The 25,488-nt window shown below is 69.6% G+C and carries 16 protein-coding genes; 8 read left to right on the top strand and 8 right to left on the bottom strand.

From position 1 onward, the window contains the following. The first annotated feature begins 19 nt into the window (after nucleotides 1–19). Both WDJ58_RS10465 and WDJ58_RS10460 read left to right on the top strand, forming a co-directional pair. On the top strand, nucleotides 20–1,258 hold the full coding sequence (locus WDJ58_RS10465) for a mandelate racemase/muconate lactonizing enzyme family protein (RefSeq protein WP_338917647.1): 1,239 nt from the start codon (nucleotides 20–22) through the stop codon (nucleotides 1,256–1,258). A gap of 106 nt (nucleotides 1,259–1,364) precedes the next feature. Then, the gene (locus WDJ58_RS10460) at nucleotides 1,365–2,327 is read left to right on the top strand and encodes an acetamidase/formamidase family protein (RefSeq protein ID WP_338917646.1); all 963 of its coding nucleotides are present in this window, start codon (nucleotides 1,365–1,367) and stop codon (nucleotides 2,325–2,327) included. A gap of 831 nt (nucleotides 2,328–3,158) precedes the next feature. On the opposite strand, the gene WDJ58_RS10455 is transcribed toward WDJ58_RS10460, so the two are convergent. Then, nucleotides 3,159–7,685 (bottom strand): glycoside hydrolase family 15 protein, encoded by a 4,527-nt coding sequence (locus WDJ58_RS10455; protein WP_338917645.1) that lies wholly within the window; start codon nucleotides 7,683–7,685, stop codon nucleotides 3,159–3,161. 103 nt (nucleotides 7,686–7,788) lie between these two features. Here WDJ58_RS10455 and malA point away from each other — a divergent pair, with 103 nt between their 5' ends. Together malA and gghA are read left to right on the top strand one after the other, a co-directional pair. Next, nucleotides 7,789–9,717, top strand: coding sequence for an alpha-amylase MalA (gene malA / locus WDJ58_RS10450; RefSeq protein WP_338917644.1), 1,929 nt, complete (start codon nucleotides 7,789–7,791; stop codon nucleotides 9,715–9,717). After that, a complete protein-coding gene (gghA, locus tag WDJ58_RS10445) occupies nucleotides 9,714–12,158 on the top strand; it encodes a glucosylglycerol hydrolase (protein ID WP_338917643.1) in 2,445 nt (814 codons plus the stop codon). Before malA ends, gghA begins: the two co-directional genes overlap by 4 nt. A gap of 185 nt (nucleotides 12,159–12,343) precedes the next feature. Here gghA and malQ read toward each other — a convergent pair whose 3' ends face one another. Then, nucleotides 12,344–13,834 (bottom strand): 4-alpha-glucanotransferase, encoded by a 1,491-nt coding sequence (gene malQ, locus WDJ58_RS10440; protein ID WP_338917642.1) that lies wholly within the window; start codon nucleotides 13,832–13,834, stop codon nucleotides 12,344–12,346. Nucleotides 13,835–13,926: 92 nt separating this feature from the next. On the opposite strand from malQ, the gene kdgK1 reads away from it, so the two are divergent. Beyond that, nucleotides 13,927–14,880, top strand: coding sequence for a bifunctional 2-dehydro-3-deoxygluconokinase/2-dehydro-3-deoxygalactonokinase (kdgK1, locus tag WDJ58_RS10435; protein ID WP_338917640.1), 954 nt, complete (start codon nucleotides 13,927–13,929; stop codon nucleotides 14,878–14,880). A 48-nt stretch (nucleotides 14,881–14,928) separates the two neighbouring features. Then, nucleotides 14,929–15,900 (top strand): carbohydrate kinase family protein, encoded by a 972-nt coding sequence (locus WDJ58_RS10430; protein ID WP_338917639.1) that lies wholly within the window; start codon nucleotides 14,929–14,931, stop codon nucleotides 15,898–15,900. Here WDJ58_RS10430 and WDJ58_RS10425 read toward each other — a convergent pair. Next, nucleotides 15,897–17,054: a M24 family metallopeptidase gene (locus WDJ58_RS10425; protein WP_338917638.1), complete on the bottom strand. Its 1,158-nt coding sequence runs from the start codon at nucleotides 17,052–17,054 to the stop codon at nucleotides 15,897–15,899. The genes WDJ58_RS10430 and WDJ58_RS10425 overlap by 4 nt on opposite strands. 58 nt (nucleotides 17,055–17,112) lie before the next feature. On the opposite strand from WDJ58_RS10425, the gene WDJ58_RS10420 reads away from it, so the two are divergent. Then, complete coding sequence (locus tag WDJ58_RS10420) at nucleotides 17,113–18,543, top strand: aldehyde dehydrogenase family protein (protein ID WP_338917637.1); 1,431 nt, start codon at nucleotides 17,113–17,115, stop codon at nucleotides 18,541–18,543. A gap of 87 nt (nucleotides 18,544–18,630) precedes the next feature. Next, the gene (gene pyk, locus WDJ58_RS10415; RefSeq protein WP_338917838.1) at nucleotides 18,631–20,409 is read left to right on the top strand and encodes a pyruvate kinase; all 1,779 of its coding nucleotides are present in this window, start codon (nucleotides 18,631–18,633) and stop codon (nucleotides 20,407–20,409) included. A gap of 81 nt (nucleotides 20,410–20,490) precedes the next feature. On the opposite strand, the gene WDJ58_RS10410 is transcribed toward pyk, so the two are convergent. The 5 genes from WDJ58_RS10410 to WDJ58_RS10390 all read right to left on the bottom strand — a co-directional run bounded on the left by WDJ58_RS10410 (nucleotide 20,491) and on the right by WDJ58_RS10390 (nucleotide 25,422). After that, entirely contained in the window at nucleotides 20,491–20,685 is a 195-nt protein-coding gene (locus WDJ58_RS10410; protein ID WP_338917636.1) for a hypothetical protein, read from the bottom strand. A 4-nt stretch (nucleotides 20,686–20,689) separates the two neighbouring features. Further along, nucleotides 20,690–21,883: an ABC transporter ATP-binding protein gene (locus WDJ58_RS10405; protein ID WP_338917635.1), complete on the bottom strand. Its 1,194-nt coding sequence runs from the start codon at nucleotides 21,881–21,883 to the stop codon at nucleotides 20,690–20,692. Nucleotides 21,884–21,887: 4 nt separating this feature from the next. Further along, nucleotides 21,888–22,817 (bottom strand): carbohydrate ABC transporter permease, encoded by a 930-nt coding sequence (locus WDJ58_RS10400; protein ID WP_338917634.1) that lies wholly within the window; start codon nucleotides 22,815–22,817, stop codon nucleotides 21,888–21,890. Nucleotide 22,818: 1 nt separating this feature from the next. Then, nucleotides 22,819–23,760, bottom strand: coding sequence for a carbohydrate ABC transporter permease (locus WDJ58_RS10395; protein WP_380661589.1), 942 nt, complete (start codon nucleotides 23,758–23,760; stop codon nucleotides 22,819–22,821). A gap of 108 nt (nucleotides 23,761–23,868) precedes the next feature. Continuing rightward, nucleotides 23,869–25,422, bottom strand: coding sequence for an extracellular solute-binding protein (locus tag WDJ58_RS10390; RefSeq protein ID WP_338917632.1), 1,554 nt, complete (start codon nucleotides 25,420–25,422; stop codon nucleotides 23,869–23,871). Nucleotides 25,423–25,488 lie beyond the last annotated feature (66 nt).

Below are 25,488 nucleotides of genomic sequence, written 5' to 3'. Positions count from 1 at the left end.
ACCGAGTGAACCGCGACCCATGCCGACGGACTACTCCGATCTCCACGACCCGAACGCGGAGTACACGATGCGGAAGCTCGCTGCCGAGACGATGGGTGTCACGGCCAAGCGGGGCGGCGGCCGCGACGTCGAGATCACGGACGTCCAGACGACGATGGTCGACGGGAACTTCCCGTGGACGCTCGTCCGCGTCTACACGGACGCGGGCATCGTCGGGACCGGCGAGGCCTACTGGGGCGCGGGCGTCCCCGAACTCATCGAGCGGATGAAGCCGTTCGTCATCGGGGAGAACCCCCTCGACATCGACCGGCTGTACGAACACCTCGTCCAGAAGATGTCCGGCGAGGGGAGCGTCGAGGGCGTCACCGTCACTGCGATCTCGGGCATCGAGATCGCGCTCCACGACCTCGCGGGGAAGATACTGGAGGTCCCGGCCTACCAGCTCCTCGGTGGGAAGTACCGCGACGCGGTCCGGGTCTACTGTGACTGTCACACCGAGTCCGAAGCCAACCCCGAGGCGTGCGCCGACGAGGCAGAGCGCGTCGTCGAGGAACTGGGCTACGACGCGATGAAGTTCGACCTCGACATCCCGACGGGGTTCGAGAAGGACCGCGCGAACCGCCACCTCCGGCCGGGACAGATCAGACACAAGGTCGACATCGTCCGGGAGGTCACCGAGCGGGTGAAGGACGAGGCCGACGTCGCGTTCGACTGTCACTGGTCGTTCTCGGGGGGGAGCGCGAAACGGCTCGCCGCCGCCATCGAGGAGTACGACGTCTGGTGGCTCGAGGACCCCGTCCCGCCGGAGAACCTCGAAGTGCAGGAGGAGGTCACCAAGTCCACGAACACGCCCATCGCGACCGGCGAGAACCGGTACCGGGTGACCGAGGAGCGCCGGCTCATCGAGAACCAGGCCGTCGACATCATCGCGCCGGACCTCCCGAAGGTGGGCGGGATGCGCGAGACGCGGAAGATCGCCGACGTCGCCAACCAGTACTACGTCCCGGTGGCGATGCACAACGTCTCCTCGCCGGTGGCGACGATGGCGAGCGCCCACGTCGGGACGGCCGTCCCGAACGCCATGGCGGTCGAGTACCACTCCTACGAACTGGGCTGGTGGGATGATCTCGTCGAGGGAACGGTCATCGAGGACGGCTACATCACCATCCCCGAGGAGCCCGGGCTCGGACTGACGCTCGACCTCGACGCCGTCGAGGAGCACCTCGTCGACGGCGAGGAACTGTTCGACGAGGCGTAGCTTCACCGAGCCACGAACCCCCGATTCGCTCCGTTCGACGAGTCGTAGGCCGACTGTTACCTCCACCTCCACCTTCATGACGGACCGGGACGTCCTTCTGGACGTCATGTCGTCAGATACTGCCTACACGGTCGACCACGAGCTGAGCGACGACGACGCGAACGTCCACCACGTCTGGGACAACAGCCTCGAACCCGTCCTGACCGTCGAGCCGGGCGAAGTCGTCCGGTTCGAGTGCCGCGACGCGCTCGACGGGCAGGTCGGCCCCGACTCGACCGTCGAGGACCTCGCGAACGCGAGCTTCGACCCGGTCCACCCGCTCACGGGACCGGTCGCCGTCGAGGGGGCCGAGCCCGGCGACGTTCTCGCGGTCGATCTGCTGGATTTCGAGCACAAGGGCTGGGGGTTCACCGGGTTCATGCCCGGCGAGATGGGCCTCGGACTCCTCCCCGAGGAGTTCCCCGACGCCGGCCTGCACGTCTGGGATCTGGATGACGACGTGGGCCACTTCGTCGACGGCATCGAGGTTCCCCTCGACATGTTCCCGGGGATCATCGGCGTCGCCCCGGGCGAGGACGGCGAGCACGACACGCTCCCGCCGCGCGACGTCGGCGGGAACATGGACGTCAAGCACATGACGCAGGGATCGACGGTCTACCTCCCGATCGAGACCGAGGGGGCGCTGTTCTCGACGGCCGACTGTCACGCCGCGCAGGGCGACGGCGAGGTCTGCGTGACGGGCATCGAAGCCCCGATGTTCGTCACCGCGCGGTTCGACGTCCGGACGGACATGGAGATCGAGCAGCCCCAGCTCGAGACGACGGGACCGTTCACCCCGACGGGGCAGGACGAGCCGATGTACGCGACGACCGGTATCGCCGACGACCTGATGGAGGCGACGAAGAAGGCCGTCCGGCACATGATCGACCACCTCGAAGCCCACCGTGATCTGACCCGCGGCGAGGCGTACATCCTCTGTTCGGCGGCCGTGGACCTGAAGATCAGCGAGGTCGTCGACGCTCCCAACTGGACGGTGACGGCGTACCTGCCCGAGAGCATCTTCCCATAGACTGCTGGGGACGGTTGAGGGCCGGTTACGGAAGCCCGGGGAGACATCGGGTGGGACTGAAAGGGGCCGCGCGTAGCGGCTCCGCCGCCACGCTATGCAGTTGCCGGCTCCGCCGGCAACCCACGCTACGCGAACCCCGGCGTTCACGAGAGCGAAGCTCTCGTGCAGTGTGCGAGAGGCTGCGCGTCTCGCATGCACACCAGAACGGCTCCGCCGTTCTGGGGACAGCCCGCGAGAACCGCGGAGCGGTTCTCGGGACGACGTAAGGTCCGCAGCCGAGTGAGCGAAGCGAACGAGGCGAGGACCGCAACGAGCCGCGGGAGCGTATCGGTCGGGGGCTCTCGAGTGCTTCTGTTTCAGCCACCAGCAGTTTCCGAAATCAGCTCGAAAGCCCCCGCCGGCCTGAGTCGGGGGACTCGCTCCGCTCCTCGCTCTGCTGTCGTTCGAAACGGCTCCGCCGTTTCGTGATCGGGCGAACGCGAAGCGTTCGCAGACCTCGCGAATCTCCGATTCGCTCAGTGACGAGAGACGCTTCGCGTCTCTCGAACCACGGTGCTTGCGTCGTCCGCCTTCCTCAAGCCGGCGGCCCCTTTCAGTCCCACCCGATGGTTCGATGGGCGGCTATCCGAACACGACCACCTTCCCCGGGCATACGTTTATATCGGGAACCGGGACCACCGACCCCGTGCTCTGACGAGTCACCACGGGGCGGGCGCGGCAGCCCGGCACGTCGCCCCGTGGACTGGATCGAGTGCCGGCTGTTCGCAAAAGCGGATCTCGATCGAGGTGGGTTCAGCGTTGAGCGTCTCCGAGGCGATCGCGGTCTCCTCTCTACAGTGCCAGCCGTTCGACGGTCGTCCCGGCCCGCTCCAGATCGGCCTCGGTGGCCGCCGCGACGACGATCCGGTTCTCGCCGTGCTGGATGCCGACGCGCGTCTCGAACTGACCGTCCTCGGGGTCGACGGCCACCGTCTCCGTGGGCGTCTTCACGGCGACGAGCGCACCGTCGGTCTCCCCGGAGACGCGGACCCGGTCGCCCTCGAACTCCGTGTCGACCACGAGCGAGGGACCCTCTCGGGCCTCGCCCGTGGCGTAGCGCTCGGCGACGAAGGCGGGGCGCTCGACCGGTTCGCCGGCGTCGATGCCGTGGGCGAGACGGACGAACTGGGCCATCGACCAGCCCAGCGGGGTCGCGGAGCCCGTCCCCTCGCCGAACTCCCAGTTGTAGGAGGTCTCGCGGTCGCGGTCCCAGACCTGTTCGGCGAGCATCCGCCCGGAGTTGGCGAACCCGGCCATCGTCCGCAGGAGCGACTCGGGATCGTCCGCCCCCTGGCCGCCGGCGAGCAGCTCGTACTCGGCGCGCTCGCCGGTGAAGATCGGCCAGAGCCGACCCCGGCCCCCGCCGTCGATCGCCCACGGCGCACCCTCCTCGTCGCGGTCGAGTTCGCCGTAGCCGTCGCCGTTGTAGCGGTAGAACGCCGGACCGTGGGGCGTCTCGACGCGGATCGTCTCGTCGACCACCTCCACGGAGTTCCGGATCGTCTCGTCGTCCCAGGGTTTCACCCCGAGCCGGACGAGTTCGAGGAAACCGGCGTCGATGATCTCCCGCTCGTCGAGCGTCGGGCCGCCGTTGGCGAGCGTGCGGTAGTGGCCCGCGTTCGGGTCGCCGTCGCGGGTGACCCGGACGTAGTAGGGGATCTCGGTGATCCGATCGGTCCCGTTGTCGGTGGCCGTCCACACCTCGACGCGGGACTGCCAGTCGTCGGCCAGCGCCAGCCAGGCGAGCGCGTCGCCCGGCTCGTCCTCCTCGATCGCGACCTTCGCCGCACAGGTCAGTCCCGCGATCTCCGCGGCGATACTGGAGGGGGAGTAGCCCGACTCCTCCTCCCAGCGCTCCTGCTGTGTGGCCGGACCGTGTCTGGCGATGTAGTCGGAGGAGCGCCGGAGGTTCGCGTAGTCGTAGTCGGCGTTCGCGAACCCGACCCCGCGTTCGTAGAGGTGGTAGGCCATCACGCCCGGGAACGCGATGTTGTCCATCTGCTCGCCGCCCCACCGCGTCCGACCGCTGAGGTAGGTGTTCTGCGGGATGAACCCGTCCTCGTCCTGCTGGTAGCGGTAGACGTAGGCGAGGGCGTCGTGTGCCGTCTCCACGTCGCCCACGGCGTCGAGGACAGTGAACGTCTGGTAGAGGTCGCGCGACCAGACGAAGTTGTAGCCGTACCCCTTGGGCTCGTCGGCGATGACGGCCTCACCCCACGGCACCGACGGGGAGGCGATCGCCGCCCCGTGGTAGGTCTTGTCCTCGACCGCCGCCAGGCTCATCAGCGCCACGCGGTACTGCTCGGCCAGTTCGCGGTCGTCGGCCACCGAGTCGGGCAGCGGTTTGTCCGAGAGGTAGGCCCGCCAGGAGTCGTCGTAGCCCGCCCGGACCGTCTCGTAGCCGCGGGCGAGCGAACCCTCGGCCTCCCCGAGCGCACCGGCGGTGTCGGCGTCCTCGGCGAAGCCGAGCGCGACCGTCCCGTCGTACCCCCCGCCGGTCCCGAGCCGACCCACGAGTACGACGTTCTCGTCGGTCGCCTCGGCGGCACCGCCGTCCAGGACCCCCTCCCCGAACAGCCGACCGAGCCGGCCGGAGCCGCCGACCTCGACGGTGGCCCAGTCGAAGCGGTCCTCCGCGACGAGCGCGGTGGCGACGCTGTAGGGATCGCCGTCCCCATCGACCAGGAGCGGGTCGCCCTCGGCGTCGAAGGCACCGGCGTCGCGGGCGACGAGGTGGTAGGCACCCGCCTCGCCGAGACGGTAACCGATGTCGTGATCGCCGGTGTTGGTGAGCGCGGTGTCCGCGACGGCGTAGACGGCGTACTCCGCGTCGTCGAGCGCCTCGAACGAGACGTCCGCCACGATTGCGTCGTGGTCGGGGTCGGCGACGTACTCGGCGGTGAGCCGCCACTCGTGGCCGCGGCCGTCGCCGGTCTCCGTGACGGTCTGTCTGAATCGGAGCGAGGACTCGCCGACGTGCTCGGCGCGGCGTTCGAGCGTCCCCGTCCGCTCGTCGCGGCGGTCCTCGGTGAACGTGCGGGCGGTGTAGGACTCGTCCTCGTCCGTGTCGACGACGAGGAAGTCGAGCGTCCGGAGGTTCATCACGTCGATCCGCGGGAAGCGGACCTCCGTGAGCGCCCCGTCGGTGAGCGTGAACCACACCTTCGAGGGGTCGGAGTCGTCGTGGTCCGCGACGGTCCCGACGCCGTACTTCTCGGCGGTGGTCCACCGGGGGCGCGACTCCGGCCCCGACGGGGTCGCCACCGCCGGGAGGGCGTCGAGTTCCGCGAGCAGCGCCGTGGTGTGGAGCCGGAGGGCGTGCGACCAGCCGAGCGGTGCGGCCGAGTCGGGCGTCCCGTCGTCGAAGACCTGTTCGGTCAGGAAGCCCGCGTCGGTGCAGAGCGGCCCGTCGGGGGAGAGCACCTCGTATAGGTGGCCGGCCCACTCGAGGAGTGACTCCGACTCGTCGGTCCGGTCACGTCGGTCGAGGAGCGCCGCGAGCCGCGTGGCCGCGTCGGCACCCCACACGGTCGAGACCGACCAGACCTTCTCCTCGTCCTGCCACCGTCGCCGCCAGGGGTCGCCCTCGTAGCGGACCAGCCCCTGGACGTCGTCGGTCTCGCGGTAGAGCCCATCGAGCGCCGTCTCGACGTGCGAGACGAGTCGGTCGAGGGCGTCCTCGGACAGCCCGAGCGCGCGGTCGTACTCGACGAACGCCGAGACGAGTGCGAACGTCCCCGAGTCGAGCCGGTCGTCGAGGTCGTCGCCGTCGAGACGGAGCCCGTAGTGGCCGGCCGACCCCTCCCAGAGCGCGTCGAGTCCCTCCATCACCTCCTGGGCGCGGACGGTCGCGTGCTTGCGGACCTCCCCGCCGACGGGTGTCCGCGAGACGGTCGCGTAGGCCTCCAGGAACGTCGCCGCGGTGTGGGTGAACCGGCCGTCGGTGTCCTCCCAGAGGTTCTGACACCGCTCGGGGAGGCCGTCCTCGTCGAGCGTGGCGTCGAGCCCCTCGACGCCTTGCCGGACGGTCTCCCGGACCCGCGACCGAAGCGACTCGTCGAGGTCGTCGCCGCGCTCGCGGAGGAGTTCGGCGAGGAACGTCACCACGCTCGCGGTCTGGTCGGCCTGGTACTCCGGGACGTCCCGGTTCTCGACGCGGGCGTGGGCCCATCCGGGAGCGAGCGAGCCGTCGACCGCCCAGGCCCGGTGGGGCCAGGTGCCGTCCTCGAGCTGGGCGTCGCAGTGGAACCGGGCGCTCCGTTCGAGCGTGTCCCCCAGATCGAGGTCGAGTCGATCGGCCGCCGAGAGCAGGTAGCCCGAGATCTCGGCGTCGTCGCGGAACCAGGTGTAGCCGTAGCCGCCGGAGTAGGCGTAGTAGGGGTCGAAGTCCGGACCCGCGATTCGTCCGCCGGTCGGCGCCGTCAGCAGCGAGAGCGCCCGGAGGTCGTCGGTGACGGTCCCCTCGCGGGGGGTCCCTTCGGGCGTCTCGACGGCGACCCGCTCGCGTGCGGCCGTCCGGAGCGCGTCCGGCGTCGCGTGCATCTCCGCGGACCCGCGCACGTCCGCCAGCGCCTGTTCGCGGGTGGTCTCCGTGTGGTCGGACAGCTGGGTGACGAGCGTCGTCCGCATTCCCCTTCCCGCGCGCTCCAGGGGTGCCGAGACCACGATGTCGCTCGAGAGGTGGGTGTCCTCGTAGTTCTCGAGGGGGACCTCGCGCGGGAAGTCCACGGGCTCGGGGGCGAGCAGTTCGTCGAACCGCTCGGGGACCTGCCCCCGAACGGCGGAGAGGCCGGTCGAGGCGGTGACGTAGTCGTGCTCCTCGCGGTGGAACACCTCGACGGTCGCACCACCGTCGGGTCCGGCCCCGTCGTGGATGAGCCGTCCCACCTGCCCGTCCTGGCCCTCGGGGGCGAACGTCAGAAAGGCCGTCAACCGGGCGTCCGTGGGGACCTCCCCGCGGAGTTCGACGTGGGTGATGTGGGCCCGTCCGAGCGTGAGATCGTACTGGTGGACGGTGAACTCGTCGGCGTCGTACTCCGTCTCGACCAGCGCGGTGTCCCGGTAGTAGTGCTGGCGCACCGGGGTAGTGTCGTCGAACCAGCGCACACCGTCGCCGGTCTCGATGCCGAACCGCGATCGGTCGACCCCGTGTAGATCGGAGAGCGATGCCGAGTAGTCCCGGAACGATCCGTCGGGGTCGACGTACACCAGTCGGTCGCCGTACCCGGAGAACGCCCCGGCGTGCGTGGGGCACTCCGCCGGAAACATCCCCCCTTCGAGCCCCCGCTTGTATCGATTTATCGCGGTCCGCAGTCGCATACTCGACGGTCGGGCCCCACAGCAGTTAAAGCGTGGTGGTTTTCGGCGAATTACTTATTCAGAAATGAGTAAAACCTTATACCGCCGGGAACAACGCGCGCCTATGCATCAGCCAGGCCCGCCGGTATTTACCGCTGTCGGCCACGACGTCGATCTCTCGCCGCGGGACCCCGACCCCTCGGCGACGTACCGCTGGCACATAGAGGAGGCCCCGGACGGGAGCACCACTACCCTGGGCGACGAGCCCGTCGAACACCTCGTCCCGGACGCCCCCGGCACCTACGTCGTCGCCCTCGACGCCCCCGACGGGACCCACCGACTGACCGTCCGGTCGTTCTCGGGCGAGATGGCCCCTGGTGCCGGGGACGGGGCCTCGGGGTACTCGGGAGCGAGCGGCCGATCGGGCCCCGCCGGCCGGTCGGGAGCCTCGGGGAGCGCCCGCGGCTCCGGACGGCCCGGTGGACCCGACGGGGAGTCCCGGCCCCGGGTGCGTCTCGACGGCGGTCGCGAGGGCGACCGCGTCTCGCTCCAGGCGACGGCCCGCCGCGGGGTCGACGACGAGCCGGACACCGACCTCGACGTGGAGTTCCACGTCGACGACCGCGACCCCGACCCCGGGCTGGCCGTCGAGGGCTGGGATGCCGAGCTACCGGTGCCCGACGAGCCCGTCCGGGTCCACGTGGTTTCGGTCGGCGAGGACGGCTACAGCGTACCGGACGCGGTTCGGGTCCACCCCGACGGCTCGGTCGAGCGGCTCTACGACCCGCCCGAGTGGGCCGAGGAGGTCACGCTGTATGAGGTGTACGTCCGCGGGTTCGCCGGCGAGGACGACTTCTCGTTCGGCGCGCTCGAGGAGCGTCTCCCGTATCTGGCCGACCTCGGCGTGAACACGGTGTGGCTCACGCCGGTCCTCCAGAACGACGAGTACGAACACGGCTACAACATCACGGACTTCTTCTCCATCGCTGAGGATCTCGGGACCCGCGAGGAGTTCGAGGCGTTCGTCGAGAGCGCACACGACCACGGGATCCGCGTGCTGTTCGACCTCGTGATGAACCACTCCGCGCGCGCCCACCCGTTCTTCGAGGACGCCTACGGGAACCCGGACAGCGACTACTACGACTGGTACGAGTGGCAGGAGAGCGGCGAGCCCGGGACGTACTTCGACTGGGAGTACATCGCCAACTTCGACTTCGATAGTCTGGAGGTCCGTCGGCACCTGCTCGACGCGGTCGACGAGTGGGCCCCGGTGGTGGACGGCTTCCGGTGTGACATGGCGTGGGCGGTCCCACAGTCGTTCTGGCGGGAGGTCCACGACCGGGTGAAGGCGATGGACGAGGAGTTTCTCCTGCTCGACGAGACCATCCCCTACATCGCCGACTTCCACGGCTCGATGTTCGAGGTCCACTTCGACACGACGCTTTACTTCACGCTCCGGCAGGTCGGGCGCGGCCACGAACCCGGCGAGGCCGTCCTCGACGCGATCGAACAGCGCAAGGAGGTGGGCTTCCCCGACCACGCCGGGTTCATGCTCTACCTCGAGAACCACGACGAGGTCAGGTACGTGGAGGAGTGCGGGAGGGCGGCGACCGAGGCCGCCGCGGGGACGCTGTTCACGCTCCCGGGGATACCGATGCTCTACTCAGGCCAGGAGCTCGGGATGCGCAACCGCCGGGGGGCCCTCGACTGGGACGCCGCGGACGACTCGCTGTACGAGTACTACGAGTCGCTGATCGACACCCGCGAGTCGACACCTGCGCTCGGCTACCGGGGCGGGTTCGAGCGGGTCGACTTCGAGAGCGATTCCGAGGAAGTCGTCGCCTACGCCCGGACCACCCCCGAGGACGAGGACGCCGAGCACGACCGCTACGTCGTCGCCTGCAACTTCGGGGACGACCCGGCGACGGTCTCGTTCCCGGACGAGTCGGTCGGCTCGACCGACCGTGTTACCGGCGAGTCGGTCGACCGGGGTAGCGAGGTCGAGGTCGGAAACGTGGTTGTGGTCCCCGTAGAACCCCGCCGACAGGGATGAGCGAGGAGGACAACGGACGCGGGCGGGGGAGCGGGGAAGGCGCAGGCGAACCGCGCATCCTCGCGGAACGGACCGACGCGCTGGTCGACCGACAGCGGCGGATACTCGACGACCACGACGACCGGTTCGAGGCGGCGAAGGAGCTCGTCGAACACCTCGGGGCACAGTGGCGCTCGGAGGAGGAGGGCGCGGGAGATGGGTACGCCGAGGTGGGGTTCTGGACGCCCGAGCTCGCCGACGAGGTGCCCGCCGACGCCGTCGAGCTGGAGGTGCTGACCGCACGCGAGCCGGTCGACCTCGGTACCGAGACGACCGTCGAGTTCGACCGGGCGATCGTCGAGACCCGACGCAAGGGCGAGTTCACCTGGGCGGCCGTCGAGGGGATGCGACCCGGGACTCGGGACCAGTTGGGCTCGCTCTACCGGCTCGTCTACGAGCACGACGGCGAGCGCGGCGAGGTCCTCGACCCGCTCGCGTCGTCGCTCCCGTTCGGCGCGTACGCGCCAGCCGAACTCTACGACCTCGCTTCGCTCGACCGCGAGCGGCCCGATCGAGAACACTTCCGCTCGTTCGGTACCGACGAGGAGGCCATTCCAACGACCGAGGACGACGGCCTGCCCCGGGTGGATCCGGCGACCTCGATGCTCGAGGTACACCCGGGGACGGCGACCGAGACGGGGAGCCTCGGGGCCCTCGCTCGACGGCTCCGCGAAATCGCGGCGAAGCAGCGCGACGGTGACGATCTCACACCCGCGGACCGCAACTTCCTCGGCTACGACGCGATCCAGCTGATGCCTGTCGAGCCGATCACGGAGAACGAGGACCACCCGGGCTACTTCCGCCCCGAAGAACGCTCGGGCGACCGCGTCGAGGTGACCGTCGAGTCCCCCGACATGCTGAACTGGGGCTACGACATCGTCGTCGCGGGGTTCCCGGCGGTCAACCCGGCGCTCCTGGAGACGGGTCGCCCGGACGAACTCGTCGACTTCATCGCGGCGTGTCACGACATGCCCCGACCGGTACGGGTCGTGTTCGATATCGCCCTCGGCCACGCGGACAACGGCGCTCTCGACCTCCTGAACGACCGCTTCCTCTCCGGGCCGGGGATGTACGGGCAAGAACTCGACTACACGGAGCCGGTAGTACGGGCGATACTGCTGGAGATGCAGCGCCGGAAGATGGAGTTCGGCGCGGACGGCATCCGCGTCGACGGCGCGCAGGACTTCACCAACTGGTCGGAGGAACGGGGGGAGTGGCACGACGACGAGTTCCTCGCCGAGATGGATCGCGTGACCCAGGAGGTGGGGGGGACGGAGTACCGGCCGTGGATGATCTACGAGGACGGCCGGCCGTGGCCCCGCGAGGACTGGGAGCTCGCCTCCACCTACCGGACGCTCATCGAGCAGCACCCCCACTCGTTCCAGTGGTCGCCGGTCACGTTCGCGCACAACACGCCCGCGCTCCTGACGTTCTGGGCGACGAAGTGGTGGCGGGTGCGCGAGGTGGCGGACTTCGGCTCGAACTGGATCACGGGCGTCGCCAACCACGACACCGTCCGCCGGGGGGGCCAGCGGAGCGTCGGGACCTCCTGGGAGGACGACCCGATCAACCCCCACCTCGGGGAGACCCCCACGGAGATCATCGACGCGGCGTACGACAGCCCCGCGGCGAACGCCCTGATGCACTGCTTCCTCCCGGGGGTGCCGATGGACTTCCTCAACGCCAACTTCAGGGGGCCGTGGGGGTTCGTCCGCGATACGGACGCCCCCTGGAACGTGAAGGTGGTCGCCGAGGAGCACAACGTCGCCGAGTGGCAGATCCGTGAGACGGACTATCCCGAGTCGGGCCACTTCCGCCGACTGAAGGAGCTCGGCTTCGAGGACGCCGAGACGCTCCGGTGGTTCATGCACACGCTGTACGACACGGTGAGCGCGACCGACTTCGACCTCGACGGGATGCCGGCGATGCTCGCGCCGCTCGACCCGCCGCTCGGGGACGGCGATCCCACTCCCGAGGACCTGGAGCGGTTCGGCTACGCCTGGATGCGTGACTTCCACGAGTTCGCGAGCCTCGGGAACTGGGCCGACCGACAGGACGACGAGCGGACCGCGTTCGATCGGGCGGTGCGGGAGTTCCGCCACGAGCGGCCCTGGCTCCGCGGGGACGTCCGGGAGGAGGAGGCGTTCGACTACCGCCACCCGGCCGACGGGACGGTGCTCTACTACGGCCACCGGGTCGCGCCGGACGGGAGCGAATCCCTGCTCTTCCTCGCGAACATGGAGGGCGTCTCGGCCATCGAGACGCCGACCGACCTCCCAGTCGAGGGACTCCCGGCCGACGGGTGGGAGCCGGTGCTCGTCTCACCGGGCGTCGGGACGGTCGCCGCGGACGAACCGGTGACCCTCGACAACGGCGAGGTCGTCGTGTTCAGTCGGGAGTAGCGTGCTATCGAGTGGCGCTCGACCGTGAGCGGTCACCGACCCGACCGATCTCCGTCTGATTTCGGCCCGGAGCTTCAAATACCGGAACGGAACCACCCCGTGTCGTGATCTGAACGAAGCCGCGCGGTGGCTCGCGGGAGCACGGCACGACACCGCGCGGAGGGGGGACGGTGCCGTCTGTTCGCTCAGATGCGCAGGTGGTGGTCCGAGAGCGCACGGAGTCGGTCGGCCACGTCGGGGTCGAACCCCTCGCGGGTGACCCGCCAGTCCCAGTTGCCCGACGTCGTCCCGGGGGTGTTGAACCGCGCGTCCGACCCCAGGCCGAGCACGTCCGGCACCGGCGCGACCGCGAGTTCGGCCGCCGAGCCCCACACCGCGTCCAGCAGGTCCCAGTGGATCTCCTGGCCGTCGGTGGCGAGGTAGTAGTGCAGGCAGTCGCGCTGCTCGTCGTCCAGGGAACGGTACCACCCGACCACGGTGTCCGTGTCGTGAGTACCCGTGTACGCGACGACGTCCTCGGGGTAGGTGTGTGGCTGGTAGAGGTGGTTCTCCGCACACCAGTCGGCGTACTGTGGTATCCGCATCCCGGGGACGTCGAACCGCTGCCGGAGTTCGTGGACCGACTCCGAGAGGTGACCGACGTCCTCGGCGATGGCCGGGAACCCGCCCCGACGCTCGCGAACGGCCTCGAACAGCTCCGTCCCGGGGGCCTCGCGCCACTCGCCCTCGGCCGGGCTCTCGGCGGCCTCCGGGATCGCCCAGTAGCTGTCGAACCCCTTGAAGTGGTCCAGTCGGACGATATCGACCAGGTCGTACGTGCGCTCGAATCGCCGGACCCACCAGTCGAATCCAGTGGATTCGAGATGGTCCCAGTCGTACAGCGGGTTCCCCCAGCGCTGACCGCTGTCGCCCATGTCGGGCGGGACGCCCGCGACCGCCTCCGGGCCGTCCGGCCCGACCGCGAAGGCCTCGCGGTTCGCCCACACGTCCGCGCTGTCCATCCCCACGTACAGCGGCACGTCGCCGACGAGATCGATCCCCCGCTCGTCGGCATCCTCCCGAAGGGCCTTCCACTGCCGATCGAAGCAGAACTGGACGAACTCCCGGAACGCGATCTCGTCGGCCAGTTCCTCGCGCCACTCGGCGAGCGCGTCGGGGTCCCGTCGGCGGAGCGGCTCCGGCCAGTCGGTCCATCCGGCGTCGTCGAAGTTCCGCTTGAGCGCGATGAAGAGGGCGTACTCGTCGAGCCAGTCGGCCTCGCGCTCGCGGAACGAGTCGAACGCCGCCCGCTCGTCGGGGCTCGCCCGCGCCTCGAACCCCTCGAAGGCGACCCGGAGTCGCGGCATCTTGTAGTCGATGACGGCGTCGAAGTCGACGCGGTGCGGGCCGGTGTCGGGTCGGGGTTCGACCTCGCCCGCTTCGAGCCACCCGGCCTCGACGAGCCGGTCGAGGTCCACGAGCAGGGGGTTGCCGGCGAACGCCGACAGCGGCGAGTACGGCGAGTGGCCGTGGACGCCGGCGGTCGGCCCCAATGGGCATACCTGCCAGACCGTCGCGCCCGCCCGCTCCGCGAATTCGAGGAACGCGCGTGCGCCCGCCCCGAGCGTGCCGATGCCTTCCGGTCCGGGGAGCGAGGTGACGTGCAGGAAGAGCCCGCTCCGGCGACCGAGATCCATACCGGGCGTTCTCCCCCCGCGTGCTTCAACCGTCCGGTCGGGAGCGGTCCGGACGGGCGGGATTTATACTCGTCCGCCGGGGAGTCGGGGCTATGGCGGACCTCGTGACGTTCGGCGAGACGATGCTGCGCTACTCCTCGCCACCCGGCGAGCGGCTCGAACTGACGGATCGACTCGACGTACACGTCGGCGGGGCGGAGAGCAACGTCGCCGTCGCCGCCGCCGAACTCGGCCGCGAGGCGGTCTGGCTCTCCAAACTCCCCGACACCCCGGTCGCCCGACGCATCACCCGGTCGCTCACCCTCCACGGCGTCGAACCCGACGTCGCCTGGACCGACGAGGGGCGCGTCGGTACGTACTACCTCGAGCCGGGCGGCGAACCTCGGGGGACGAACGTCGTCTACGACCGCGCCGGGGCGGCGGTGACGACGGCGACGACCGCCGACCTCCCGCTGTCTCGGGTCCGCGACGCGGAGATGTTCTACACGAGCGGCATCACGCCCGCGCTCTCGGAGACGCTCGTCGGGACGACCACCGACCTCCTCGAAGCGGCCCGCGAAGCGGGTACCGAGACGGTCTTCGATCTGAACTACCGGTCGAAGCTCTGGTCGCCCGCGGAGGCCGGCAAGACGATACGCGAACTTCTCCCGCTGGTCGACAGCTTCGTCGTCGCAGAGCGGGACGCCGCCGAGGTGCTCGGACGGGAGGGCGATCCGGAGGGCGTCGCGGCGGCCCTCGCGGAGGATCACGGGATGGAGACGGTCGTCCTGACGCTGGGCGACGCCGGGTCGCTCGCGTGGCACGACGGCGAGACGCACCGACAACCCGCCTACGCCGCTGAGACGCGGGACCCGGTGGGCACCGGCGACGCCTTCGTCGGCGGGTTCCTCGCTCACCGGCTGGACGGGGGATCGATCCCGGAGGCGCTCGACTACGGGTCGGCGACGGCCGCGCTCAAGCGTACGTTCGACGGCGACGCCGCGACCGTCACCCCTGCGGAGGTCGAGCGGGTGATCGAGGAATCCGGCGGCGGTATCTCCCGATAGCACGAGGACTCCACCCGGGTTTTTGATCGTACGGCCCCCGATTCGAGTATGAACTCCGGGCGACGCGTGCTGGTGGCCGGCGAGGCGCTCGTGGACTTCCTGCCCGCGACGCCGGGACCGCTCGCGAGTGTCGAGTCGTTCACCCGGCGGCCCGGCGGCGCACCCGCGAACGTCGCCGTGGGACTCGCCCGCCTCGAGGAGACGCCCTTGTTCTGGACCCGCGTCGGCGCGGACCCGTTCGGCGACGTGCTGGTCCGAACGCTAGAGGAGGAGGGGCTTCCCGATCGGTTCGTCGAGCGCGACACCGAGGCCCGCACGTCGCTCGCGTTCGTCGCCCACGACGAGAACGCCGATCGGGCGTTCACCTTCTACCGCGACGGCACGGCCGACACCCGGATGGAGCGAGGCCGAGTATCCGACGACGTCCTCGCGGGGGTCGAGTGGATCGTCGCCGGCGGAGTCGCGCTGGCGTCGGGCCCCTCGCGGGAGGCGACGCTCGACCTGCTCGAACGCGCCGCCGCGGCCGGCACGACGGTGGCGTTCGACCCGAACTACCGGCCCGAACTGTGGGCCGACGGGGCGTTCGAGTCGACGGTCGGCCGGGCGCTCGAACACGTCGACGTCCTGAAGGCGACCACCGGAGAGCTCCGGGCGCTCGGTTTCGAGGGCGAGGACGAGTCGACGCTGTCCCGGGCGGTGTTCGATTCCGAAAAGGGTCCACACACCGTCCTGACGACGCTCGGCGGGGCGGGCGCACGGGCGGAAGCCGCCGAGGACGCGCCGTGGGGCCCGGCGACCGTCACTCACGCGGGGTACCCCGTGGAGCCGGTGGACACGACCGGCGCGGGCGACGCGTTCCTCGCGGGGGCCGTCGCGGCGTTCGTCGACCGGGAGACGGGTTTCACGGACGTGCTGTCGTTCGCCAACGCTGTCGCCGCGGTTACGACGACTGCATCCGGGGCGATGACGGCCCTCCCGTCGCGCGAGGCGGTGCGGGACCTCCTCGGCAACGGCGGTTAGCGAGTGAGGACGGCCGGTCGCTCGAACGTCGCGTCAAACCCCACCGCGGAGACCTCCACGGTCGGCCAGTCCCGGTCCCCATCCGTGAGGAACGACACCTCGTCGGCGGTCACGAGCGCGGTACCCTCGCTCTTGGCACCCTGCACGGTCGGGTTCCAGGCGTAGGCCGTCGGGAGGGTGAGCGGCTCCTCGCTCGTGGGCGTGGCGAACCACTCCCTGCCCGCGTAGCCCGTCGCGCCGCCCTGGTGGTGTTCGCGCCACTCGCCGCGGTGTCCGAGCGCGGCGTAGGCGTCGCGTATCGCCTCGAAGACCTCCGCGGCGGTGCCCTCGCGCTGGGCGTAGGCACGGGTCGCCGCAAGCGCCGTCGCCTCGACGGTCGCCGCCGCCTCGTGTCGCCCCCCGAGCCACCCGGGCGGGTCGAACGCGACCGTCCGGGTGGCGCTGGCGTGGAGGCCGTCGCGCCGGGCGGTCACCGAGACCAGCGCGTACCCGCCGAGGGTCGCGTCCGTGGGCGTGAAGTGTCGGTAGCGCCCCGCACGCTCCTCGCCGCCGACGAGCACGACCGGCGATTCCGTACCTCGCTCGGCGAGCTCGGCCTCGACCCGCGCGGCCACCTCGCACTCGGTGTCGGTCGGCTCGGCCGCCCGGGCGGCCGCCTCGATGGCCGCCGCGGTATCGGCACCCAGATCGCGGTAGCGCGTGACGTCGGCCCCTGTGAGCCGGCGGCGGAGCGGCGAGGCCTCCACGGCGGAGAACCCCGGGACGTCGAAGTCCGCTCCGGCGGGCGTCTCGGCGTGTTCGGCCACCGCGTCGGCGAGCGAGCCCGCGTGCCACTCGAAGGAGTCGACCGGCACCCCATCGGGGAGTTCCTCGTCCCGGAGCCGCGCGACCTCGATGTCGTTCGTCACGACGGTCCACTCCCCGTCGAAGCCGACGGCGGCGTCGCCGACGGCCGCCCGTCGGTCCACGTAGTTCGACCCGCCCGTTGCCCACGCGAACGTGTCCGGGTCGGCGAACCAGACGCTCTCGAGCCCCTCGCGTTCGAGGAGGGAGGCGAGTCGTTCGCGGCGACCCGTCGGCAGCCCTCCCCCGTCTCCGGACCGCCCGTCCTCCCGGTCGAACCCGCCGTCCGTCACCGTCTCACGCGAGGTCATGATATTATTTATTCTAATCCGAGTAAACTTCTTAACGCTGGCGGTCGTAGGGAGATACATGGCTACCGGACTCGAACAGCGAGACCAGGGATTGTACATCGACGGCCGGTGGGAGGACGGCGAGGACGTCATCGAGGTGGCCGACCTCGCCGAAGGGGGGATCTTCGCCCGGGTGGCCGCGGCCAGCCCGGAGCAGGCGGAGGCGGCCCTGGCGGCCGCCCACCGGGCGAAGGGGCCGATGCGCGAGACGACCATCGTCCAGCGGGCGGAGTGGATGGAGGCGATCGCGGCCGGGATCGAGGCACGGAAGGATCGCCTCGCCGACGCCATCGTCCGCGAGGCGGGCAAGCCGATCTCCTCGGCACGCGGGGAGGTCGACTCGGCGGCGGAGCGATTCCGCCGGGCGGCCGGCGAGGCCCGGGAACTACAGGGCGAGTTCCTCGAGGGGACCACGGACGGCCACGAGGGCTGGCGGGCGATCGTCCGACCCGAACCGATGGGGACGATCCTCTGTATCACGCCGTACAACTACCCCCTCTCGACGACGGCGCTCCAGATCGCCCCGGCGCTGGCGGCCGGCAACAGCGTCGTCTGCAAGCCCGCGAGCAAGACGCCGGTGAGCGCGGCTATCCTCGCCGAGGCCATCGAGGCGGCCGGCCTCCCTGACGGCGCGTTCAACCTCGTCACCGGACGCGGCTCGACGGTGGGTGACCTGCTCGCGGGCGACGACCGCATCAACGCCGTCGCCATGACCGGCTCCTCGAACGCCGGCAAGCACGTCGCCAAGCAGTCCGGGATGACGACCCTCCACATGGAGCTCGGCGGGAACGCACCCGCCGTGGTCTTCCCGGACGCCGATCTCGCGGACGTCGCCGCCCAGTGTGCGAAGGGGTCGTTCAAGTACGCCGGCCAGCGCTGTTCGGCCGTCTCGCGCGTGCTCGTCCACGAGGACGTCCACGACGAGGTGGTCGACCTGCTCGAAGCGGAGGTCGACAGCTGGCAGCCCGGCGATCTGTTCGACGAGTCGACGACGCTCGGACCGCTCATCTCCGAGTCGCAGGCCGAGTGGGTCGAGGAGCTCGTCGACGACGCGATAGAGCGTGGCGCGACCCTGGTCCGCGGCGGCGAGCGCGACGGCCACTTCTACGAGTCGACGCTGCTCGCCGACGTCCCCCACGACGCCCGCATCCTCCACGAGGAGCAGTTCGGGCCCGTGGCGGTCGTCACCTCGTTCGGGAGCGAGGAGGAGGCCCTGGAGATCGCCAACGGCGGCGACCTCGGGCTCGACGCCGCCGTCTTCACCGCCGACTACGACCGCGCGATGCGCGTCGCCGACCGGCTCGAGGCCGGCGGAGTCCGTATCAACGGCGCGCCCTCGCACGGTCTCGGCGACATCCCGTTCGGCGGCGTGAAGGACTCGGGGATCGGCCGCGAGGGGATCGGCTACTCCATCGAAGCCTTCACGACCACGAAGAGCATCGTCCTCTGACGGATGACCGACCCCGACGCCGACCCCCGGCGGGCGGCCGTGGAGGGCGTCCCCCCCGAACCGCCGGACCGCGACGACACGAACCGGATACGCAACGCGAAGATCGTCTGTACGCTCGGGCCAGCCTCGGACGACGTCGAGACCATCGAGGGCCTCGTCGACGCCGGGATGTCGGTCGCGCGGCTCAACGCCAGCCACGGCTCGACCGAGCACCGCGCCGAGCTGATCGACCGGCTCCGACAGGTCGACGCCACCTCCGGGGAGACCCTGGCTGTGATGCACGACCTCCAGGGTCCGGAGGTCAGGACCGCGCCCCTGGAGGAGCCGATCGAACTCGTCGACGGCTCGACGGTCCGGTTCGTCGAAGGCGACACCGCGACCCCCGAGGAGATCGGTCTCTCGACGTCGATCGCCGCAGTCTCGCCCGGCGATCGGGTCCTGATCGCCGACGGTCGCATCGAGACCACCGTGACCGACGTGGAGGGCGAAACCGTCCACGCCAGGGTCGACTCCGGCGGAATGCTCGGAGGTCGCAAGGGCGTCAACGTCCCGCGGGTCGACCTGGGGCTGGAGACCATAACCGAGGCGGATCGGCGCGAGCTCGAACTGGCCGCGGAGAAGGGGGTCGACTTCGTGGCCGCGAGCTTCGTCCGCTCGGGCGAGGACGTCTACGGGGTGAGCCAGACCCTGGAGGAGCTCGGCGCGTCGATCCCGGTGATCGCCAAGATCGAACGGGCCGATGCCGTCGAGAACCTGGACGAGATAATCGACGAGGCCTACGGCGTCATGGTCGCTCGCGGCGACCTCGGCGTGGAGTGTCCCCTCGAACGGGTCCCGCTGATCCAGAAGCGCATCATCCGGAAGTGCGTGAACGCGGGCGTCCCGGTGATCACCGCGACGGAGATGCTGGACTCGATGATCCGTGAGCGCCGGCCCACCCGCGCGGAGGCGGCCGACGTCGCCAACGCGGTGCTCGACGGGACCGACGCGGTGATGCTCTCGGGCGAGACCGCCGTCGGCGAGGACCCGGTCAACGTCGTCGAGACGATGGACCGCATCGTCCGCGACGTCGAATCCAGCGAGGAGTACACGGAGGTCTTCGAGGGGATGGTGCCGGCGAGCGGCGAGACGCAGACCGACGCGCTCGCCCGCTCGGCCAGGTACATGGCCCGTGACATCGGCGCGAGCGCCGTCGTCGCCGCCACCGAGTCCGGCTACACCGCGCTCAAGGCCGCCAAGTACCGACCCACCATTCCGATCGTGGCCTCGACGCCCAACGACGGCGTCCGCCGCCGACTCGGGCTCTCCTGGGGGGTCGTCCCGAAGTACACCCCGATGACGAGCGGCGGTGCCGAATCCGTGATCCAGGAGGCGGTCCAGACCGCCCTCGAAGCCGGTGCCGCCGAGAGCGGCGACACGGTGGTCGCGCTCGCCGGCATGATGACCGAGATGGAGGGCGTCGACACCACGAACATGCTGAAGGTCCACGTCGCCGCCGAGATACTCGCCTCCGGCCGCTCGGTCGTCGAGGGCTCGGCGACCGGTCCCCTGTTCAGACTCGACTACGGCGACCTCACCGGCCTCCCCGAGGGAGCGATCGTCGCCCTCGAGGAGGGGTTCGAGGGGGAGTTCTCCGGCGAGCCCCGGAAGCTCGCGGGTATCATCGACGCCCGGCCCGGACAGACGAGCTACGCCGCCATCGTCGCGCGCGAACTCGGCGTCCCCATGATCAGCGGTGCGGACCTCCCGGGCGAGGACGAGCTACCGGACGAGTCGCCGGTCACGCTCGACGCCGAGCGGGGCGTCCTCTACGAGGACTCGGTCCGGACCGGCCACCCCGATCCCGGCCGGCCGAGCCACGAGTAGGACGGGAGCGACGGGACGGACTACAGGGTTCGGCGGACGGAGCACCCAGCCGGACGTTCCGAGAGCGGGGTCCGATCCGGTTCAGAGGAGCTGTCGTTCGCGTTCCTCGCGCTCCTCGGCTCGCTTCGCCTCCTCCTTGCGCTCTCCCCGGTTCTCCAGATACCGCCGGACCCCGGGGACGAACTTGTTCTTCACGTCGAGGACGAACGACACGAGGCCGTAGGCCCAGAAGAGGAACAGCAGCGAGCCCGCGACGAAGTACGACTGTTCGATCATCGGGTCAGTCGTCCCCGGCGGCCTCCTGGCCCGCCGGACCGCCGGCGTCGGGGCCGACGTCGACGATGCCGTGGACGAGCGCCTCCTCGGTGTCGCTGTCGAAGAGGTGGACCTTCGAGCGGTCGAGGACGACCTCCATCTCCTGGTCCTCCTCGATCTCCGAGTCGGGGTCGACGCTCATCAGGAGCTGTCCGCCCGAGGTGTCGAGTTCCTCGAGATCGACCTCGGCGTCCTCGTCGGTGACGAGATAGATGAAGATCTCGTCGCCCATCGGCTCCAGTACGTCCGTCCGTGCCCTGATGGGCTTCGAGGGGTCGGCCAGGTTCTCGGCATTCTCGGCCGGGTAGACGTCCTCCGGGCGGATGCCCGCGGTGAGACGGTCGCCGACGCCGACGCCGACGTTCGCCGGGTCGAACTCGATGTCGATCTCCCCGACGTCGGAGTGGAATCCCTCGGCGACCGCCTCGCCGACGACGAAGTTCATCGCTGGCGAGCCGATGAACCCCGCAACGAACAGGTTGGCGGGCTCGTTGTAGCAGGTAAGCGGCGGGTCGATCTGCTGGAGCTCGCCGGAGTCGATGACCGCGATGCGGTCGGACATCGTCATCGCCTCGGCCTGGTCGTGGGTGACGTAGATGATCGTCGTATCGAGCTCCTTGTGGAGCCGCTGGAGCTCCGTCCGCATGTGGACCCGCAGCTTCGCGTCCAGGTTCGCCAGCGGCTCGTCCATGAGGAACACCTCGGGCTCGCGGACGATGGCCCGCGCGATGGCGACGCGCTGGCGCTGCCCGCCGGACATCTCGTCGGGCATCCGGTCGAGCATCCCCTCGAGCTGGACGATGTCCGAGGCCCGCTCGACGCGGCGGTCGATCTCCTCCTTGGGGGTGCTCCGGAGCCGGAGCCCGAAGGAGATGTTGTCGTAGACGTCCATGTGCGGGAACAGCGCGATGTTCTGGAAGACCATCGAGATCCCGCGGTCCTTCGGCGGCAGGTTCGTCACGTCCCGATCGCCGATGTGGACCGTCCCCTCGGTGGGGATGGTCAGCCCGGCGATGGTCTCCATCGTCGTCGACTTGCCACACCCCGACGGGCCGACGAGACAGACGAACTCGCCGTCCTCGATGTCGAGGTTCATGTTGTCGACCGCCGTCACGTCGTCGTACCGCTTTACCACGTCTCTGAGTGTTACGCTTGCCATTGTCTTACTCCTTGAGTGCGCCCGATGTCAGCCCGCTCACGATCTTCTCCTGGGCGAACACGACGAGGATGGCGACGGGGAGCACCGCGATGATGCTGCCCGCGGCCATCATGCCGTAGGTCACCTCGAACTGTCCGGCCTGCTGGAGCTGCAGGATGCCCCTGACGATCGGCGACCAGTTCGACGCCTCGCCGTTGGTCATCAACGAGGAGAAGAAGTACTCGTTGTAGACGGCGATGAACGTCAGGACGCCCGCGGTCGCCACGCCCGGCGCCGACAGCGGCATGATGACGCGGAACAGCGCGCCCAGCCGGGTCGTCCCCTCCACGCGGGCGGCGTCCTCCAGCCCGTCGGGGATCTGCCCGTAGAAGGTGGTGAGGATGAAGATCGACAGCGGCATGAACAGCGCGCTGAACGGCAGGATCATCGCCCCCGGCGTGTTGTAGAGCTCCACGAACCCGAGCCCGGCGACGTTCCCGGTGAACAGCCGGAACAGCGGCAGCAGGAACGCCGCCGGCGGGAAGTAGCTGATCGCGAGGACGATCAGCATCAGCGGCCGCCGACCGGGGAACTCGAGCCGGCCGAACACGTAGCCGGCGAGGCTAGCGATCACCAGCACGAACGCGGTCGTCACCGTCGCCAGCAACAGGCTGTTGAACATGAACCGGGCGAACTCGACCGCGTCGAACACGTCGATGAACGCGCTCGGGTCGATCTGCGTCGGGATCAGCGTGACGGGGGCGTTCTGCGGGGTGACCGCCAGCACCAGCAGCCAGTAGAACGGGAACAGCGTCGTGACCAGGAAGAACACGGTGACGATGTAGAACATCGCCCGGTAGATCCGCTCGGGGTTCTGTATGGCGCGGCCGGCCCACGACTCGACGGGGCCGTCCCCGCCGTCGCCCGACTCCGTGGTGGATGTCTCCGTGCTCATGTTACATGTCCTCCCGTGCGTAGAACACGATGTAGACCGAGACGACGAGGGCGATGATGGCCGCGGTGATGAACGCCACCGTCGCCGCGGTGCCGATCAGTCGCGTCCCGCCGAAGAACGACCCGACGACCATACACGACAGCGACGGCACGGTCGTACAGGTCGAGACGGAGTCGATGATGCCGTACACCCGCATCGCCTGGATGGTCCGGAACAGCATCGCGACCAGGATGGTCGGCAGCACGATGGGGAACGTGATGTACCGGAAGCGCTGCCAGGGGCTCGCCCCGGCGACCTTCGCCACGTCGTACAGCGAGCGGTCGACCGACTGGAGCCCCGCGAGGATGAGCAGGGCCATGAACGCCGTCGTCTTCCAGATGTCGGCCACGATGATGATCATCGTCGCGTCCTGGGCGTTCGCCAGCGGCGTCGTCGACAGGAGCCCGAGCTGGTTCAACAGCGCGGGGTTCTCGCTGGTCCCGACGAGCACCCCGATGTTGGGGTTGAACAGCAGGAAGAACAGCATCCCCTGGACGACGATGGGGATGGCCCACGGGAGGATGATGGCGACACGGACCCACCGGCGGCCCCGGAAGTCCTGGTTGAGGACGAGCGCCTGGCCGAACCCGATGAGGGTCTCGAAGAAGACGCTGGCGACGGTGAAGATGAGCGTCACCGTCAGCGCCGACTCGAAGAGCGCGCCCACGGTCAGTTCGGTCGGCAGGAACGGTGCCGGCATCAGCGCGTTCCGCTCGCCGGTCAACACCGCCACGTAGTTCGCGAAGCCGACGAACTCCCCGACGCTCGCCGAGCCGGTGATGGCGTCGGCGTACAGTGAGAGGCGGAACGTCGACAGCAGCGGCCAGAACGCGATGACCGCGAGCAACAGCAGCGGCGGGGTGAGCAGGAAGTAGGCGAACCCCGTGTCCCCGAGGTTCTCCATCCAGCGGACGAACGAGGTGTACACCCCGCCGCCACTGCCCCCGCCCACCTGGGTCGTCTCTTGTTCCGTTGCCATGATAGTCGTTAACTCTTAACCATGTATTAGTTCTTAGGCCTGGGACTCGAGCGCCTCGAGCGTCTCTGCGAGCGAGCTCATGGCGTCCTCGGGGCTCTTCTGCTGGCGGATGCAGGAGTTGACCTCCGAGGCGACCTGCGTGGACTGCTGGGGCCAGATGGCGGTCACCGGGCGCGGCACCGCGTTGCTGGCGGCGACCTGGATCGAGTCGACGTAGCGGCCGATGATGTCCAGCTCGCGGGTCTCCTCGGTGTCGATGAGGTCCGGGATGGGCGGGATCCAGCCGCCGATCTCGAACAGGTCGAGGCGGACCTGGTCGTTGTTGAGCGCCCGGAACACCTGTGCGGCGGCCTGCTTCTTCGCCGAGGAGGCGTTCGGGTTCAGACAGAGGTGCCAGCCGCCGAGCGCGGAGGTCGACCCGCCGATCTCGGGGCCGTACTCCGACTCCTCGGCCGTGACCGCGTACGGCATCGGCATGACGCCGAGGTCCTCGCCGAAGACGTCCTCCGCGCCGTTGATGTTGATCGAGTACGGCCAGTTGCGCAGCGCGACCGTCCGACCCTGCGTGAACGGCTCGCGCGAGGGCTCCTCGGTGTACTGGACGACGGCGTCCGGCGAGATGTCCTGGTAGTCCTCGAGCGCGAACTCGTCGTCCGAGCCGTGGATGAACGTCCGCATCATCCGGAGCGCGTTGATCACCGGCTCCTCCTCGACCGTGATGGGCCGATCGCCGATGGGACCGAAGAGGTTCTCGAAGTTGCCGAAGTACGAGCCGCCCCACGATCCCATGAACTCGACGAAGTCACAGCAGGCCAGGCCGACGTAGGAGGCTCCCTGCCAGTTGAACCCCTGTTCCATCCCGTCGATCTCCATGCCGTCGGAGACGATCGTCGAGAACTCGGACCACTGCATCGGCTCGGTCGCCCACGTCTCGAAGTCGGAGTCCGAGTAGCCCGCCTCCCGGAGGATGTCCTTGCGGTACTGGATGGTCGGGAAGTCGGCGAACAGCGGGACGCCGAACAGGTCGCCGTCGGCGTTCCTGGCCGTCGCCAGCATCGTGTCGAGGTACTTCTCCTGGACGTCCGCGATGAGCGAGTCGGGGAGCGACTCGCTCAGGTTCTGGAGCTGATTGCGCGCGATAAAGGGGACGGTCCACCCGTTGTCCATCATCATGATGGTGGGCTCGCCCTCCCCGGCGCTCAGGAGCTGCTGGAACTGGCTCTGCCGGTTGCCGGACTCGAACGAGCCGGCGAGCCAGTCGACCTGGACCGTGTCCGGGAGGCCGCCGTTCTCCCGTAGCGTCTGCATGATCTGGTCGCTCGCCCCCTCGAAGTTCGCGTCGGCGAGCAGCTGGATGGTGACCTCCTCCTCGGGTGCCTCGGTGCTGATGGGCGTGTCCGTGGAGCCGCCACCGCTGCTTCCCCCGTCGCCGCCGTCGCCACCGTCGCCGCCGTCGCCACCGTCGCCGCCACCGCCGGTACACCCGGCGATCCCCACGGCGATACCGGACGCTCCCGCGGCCTTGACGAAGCGCCGCCGCGAGACGCCGCTCGTCGCCCTGCTGCTCGTTCGGTCATTGGCTGGCATGACTTGCACCTGGTTGGCACTCGTTTATAAAATAGGTGGTGTGTGTACAACGGCCGTTGTTCCCGG

Origin of the sequence: Salinirubellus litoreus, assembly GCF_037335815.1 — an archaeon.
Taxonomy (GTDB): Archaea; Halobacteriota; Halobacteria; order Halobacteriales; family Haloarculaceae; genus Salinirubellus; species Salinirubellus litoreus.
This window is presented reverse-complemented; position numbering and strand designations above follow the sequence as displayed.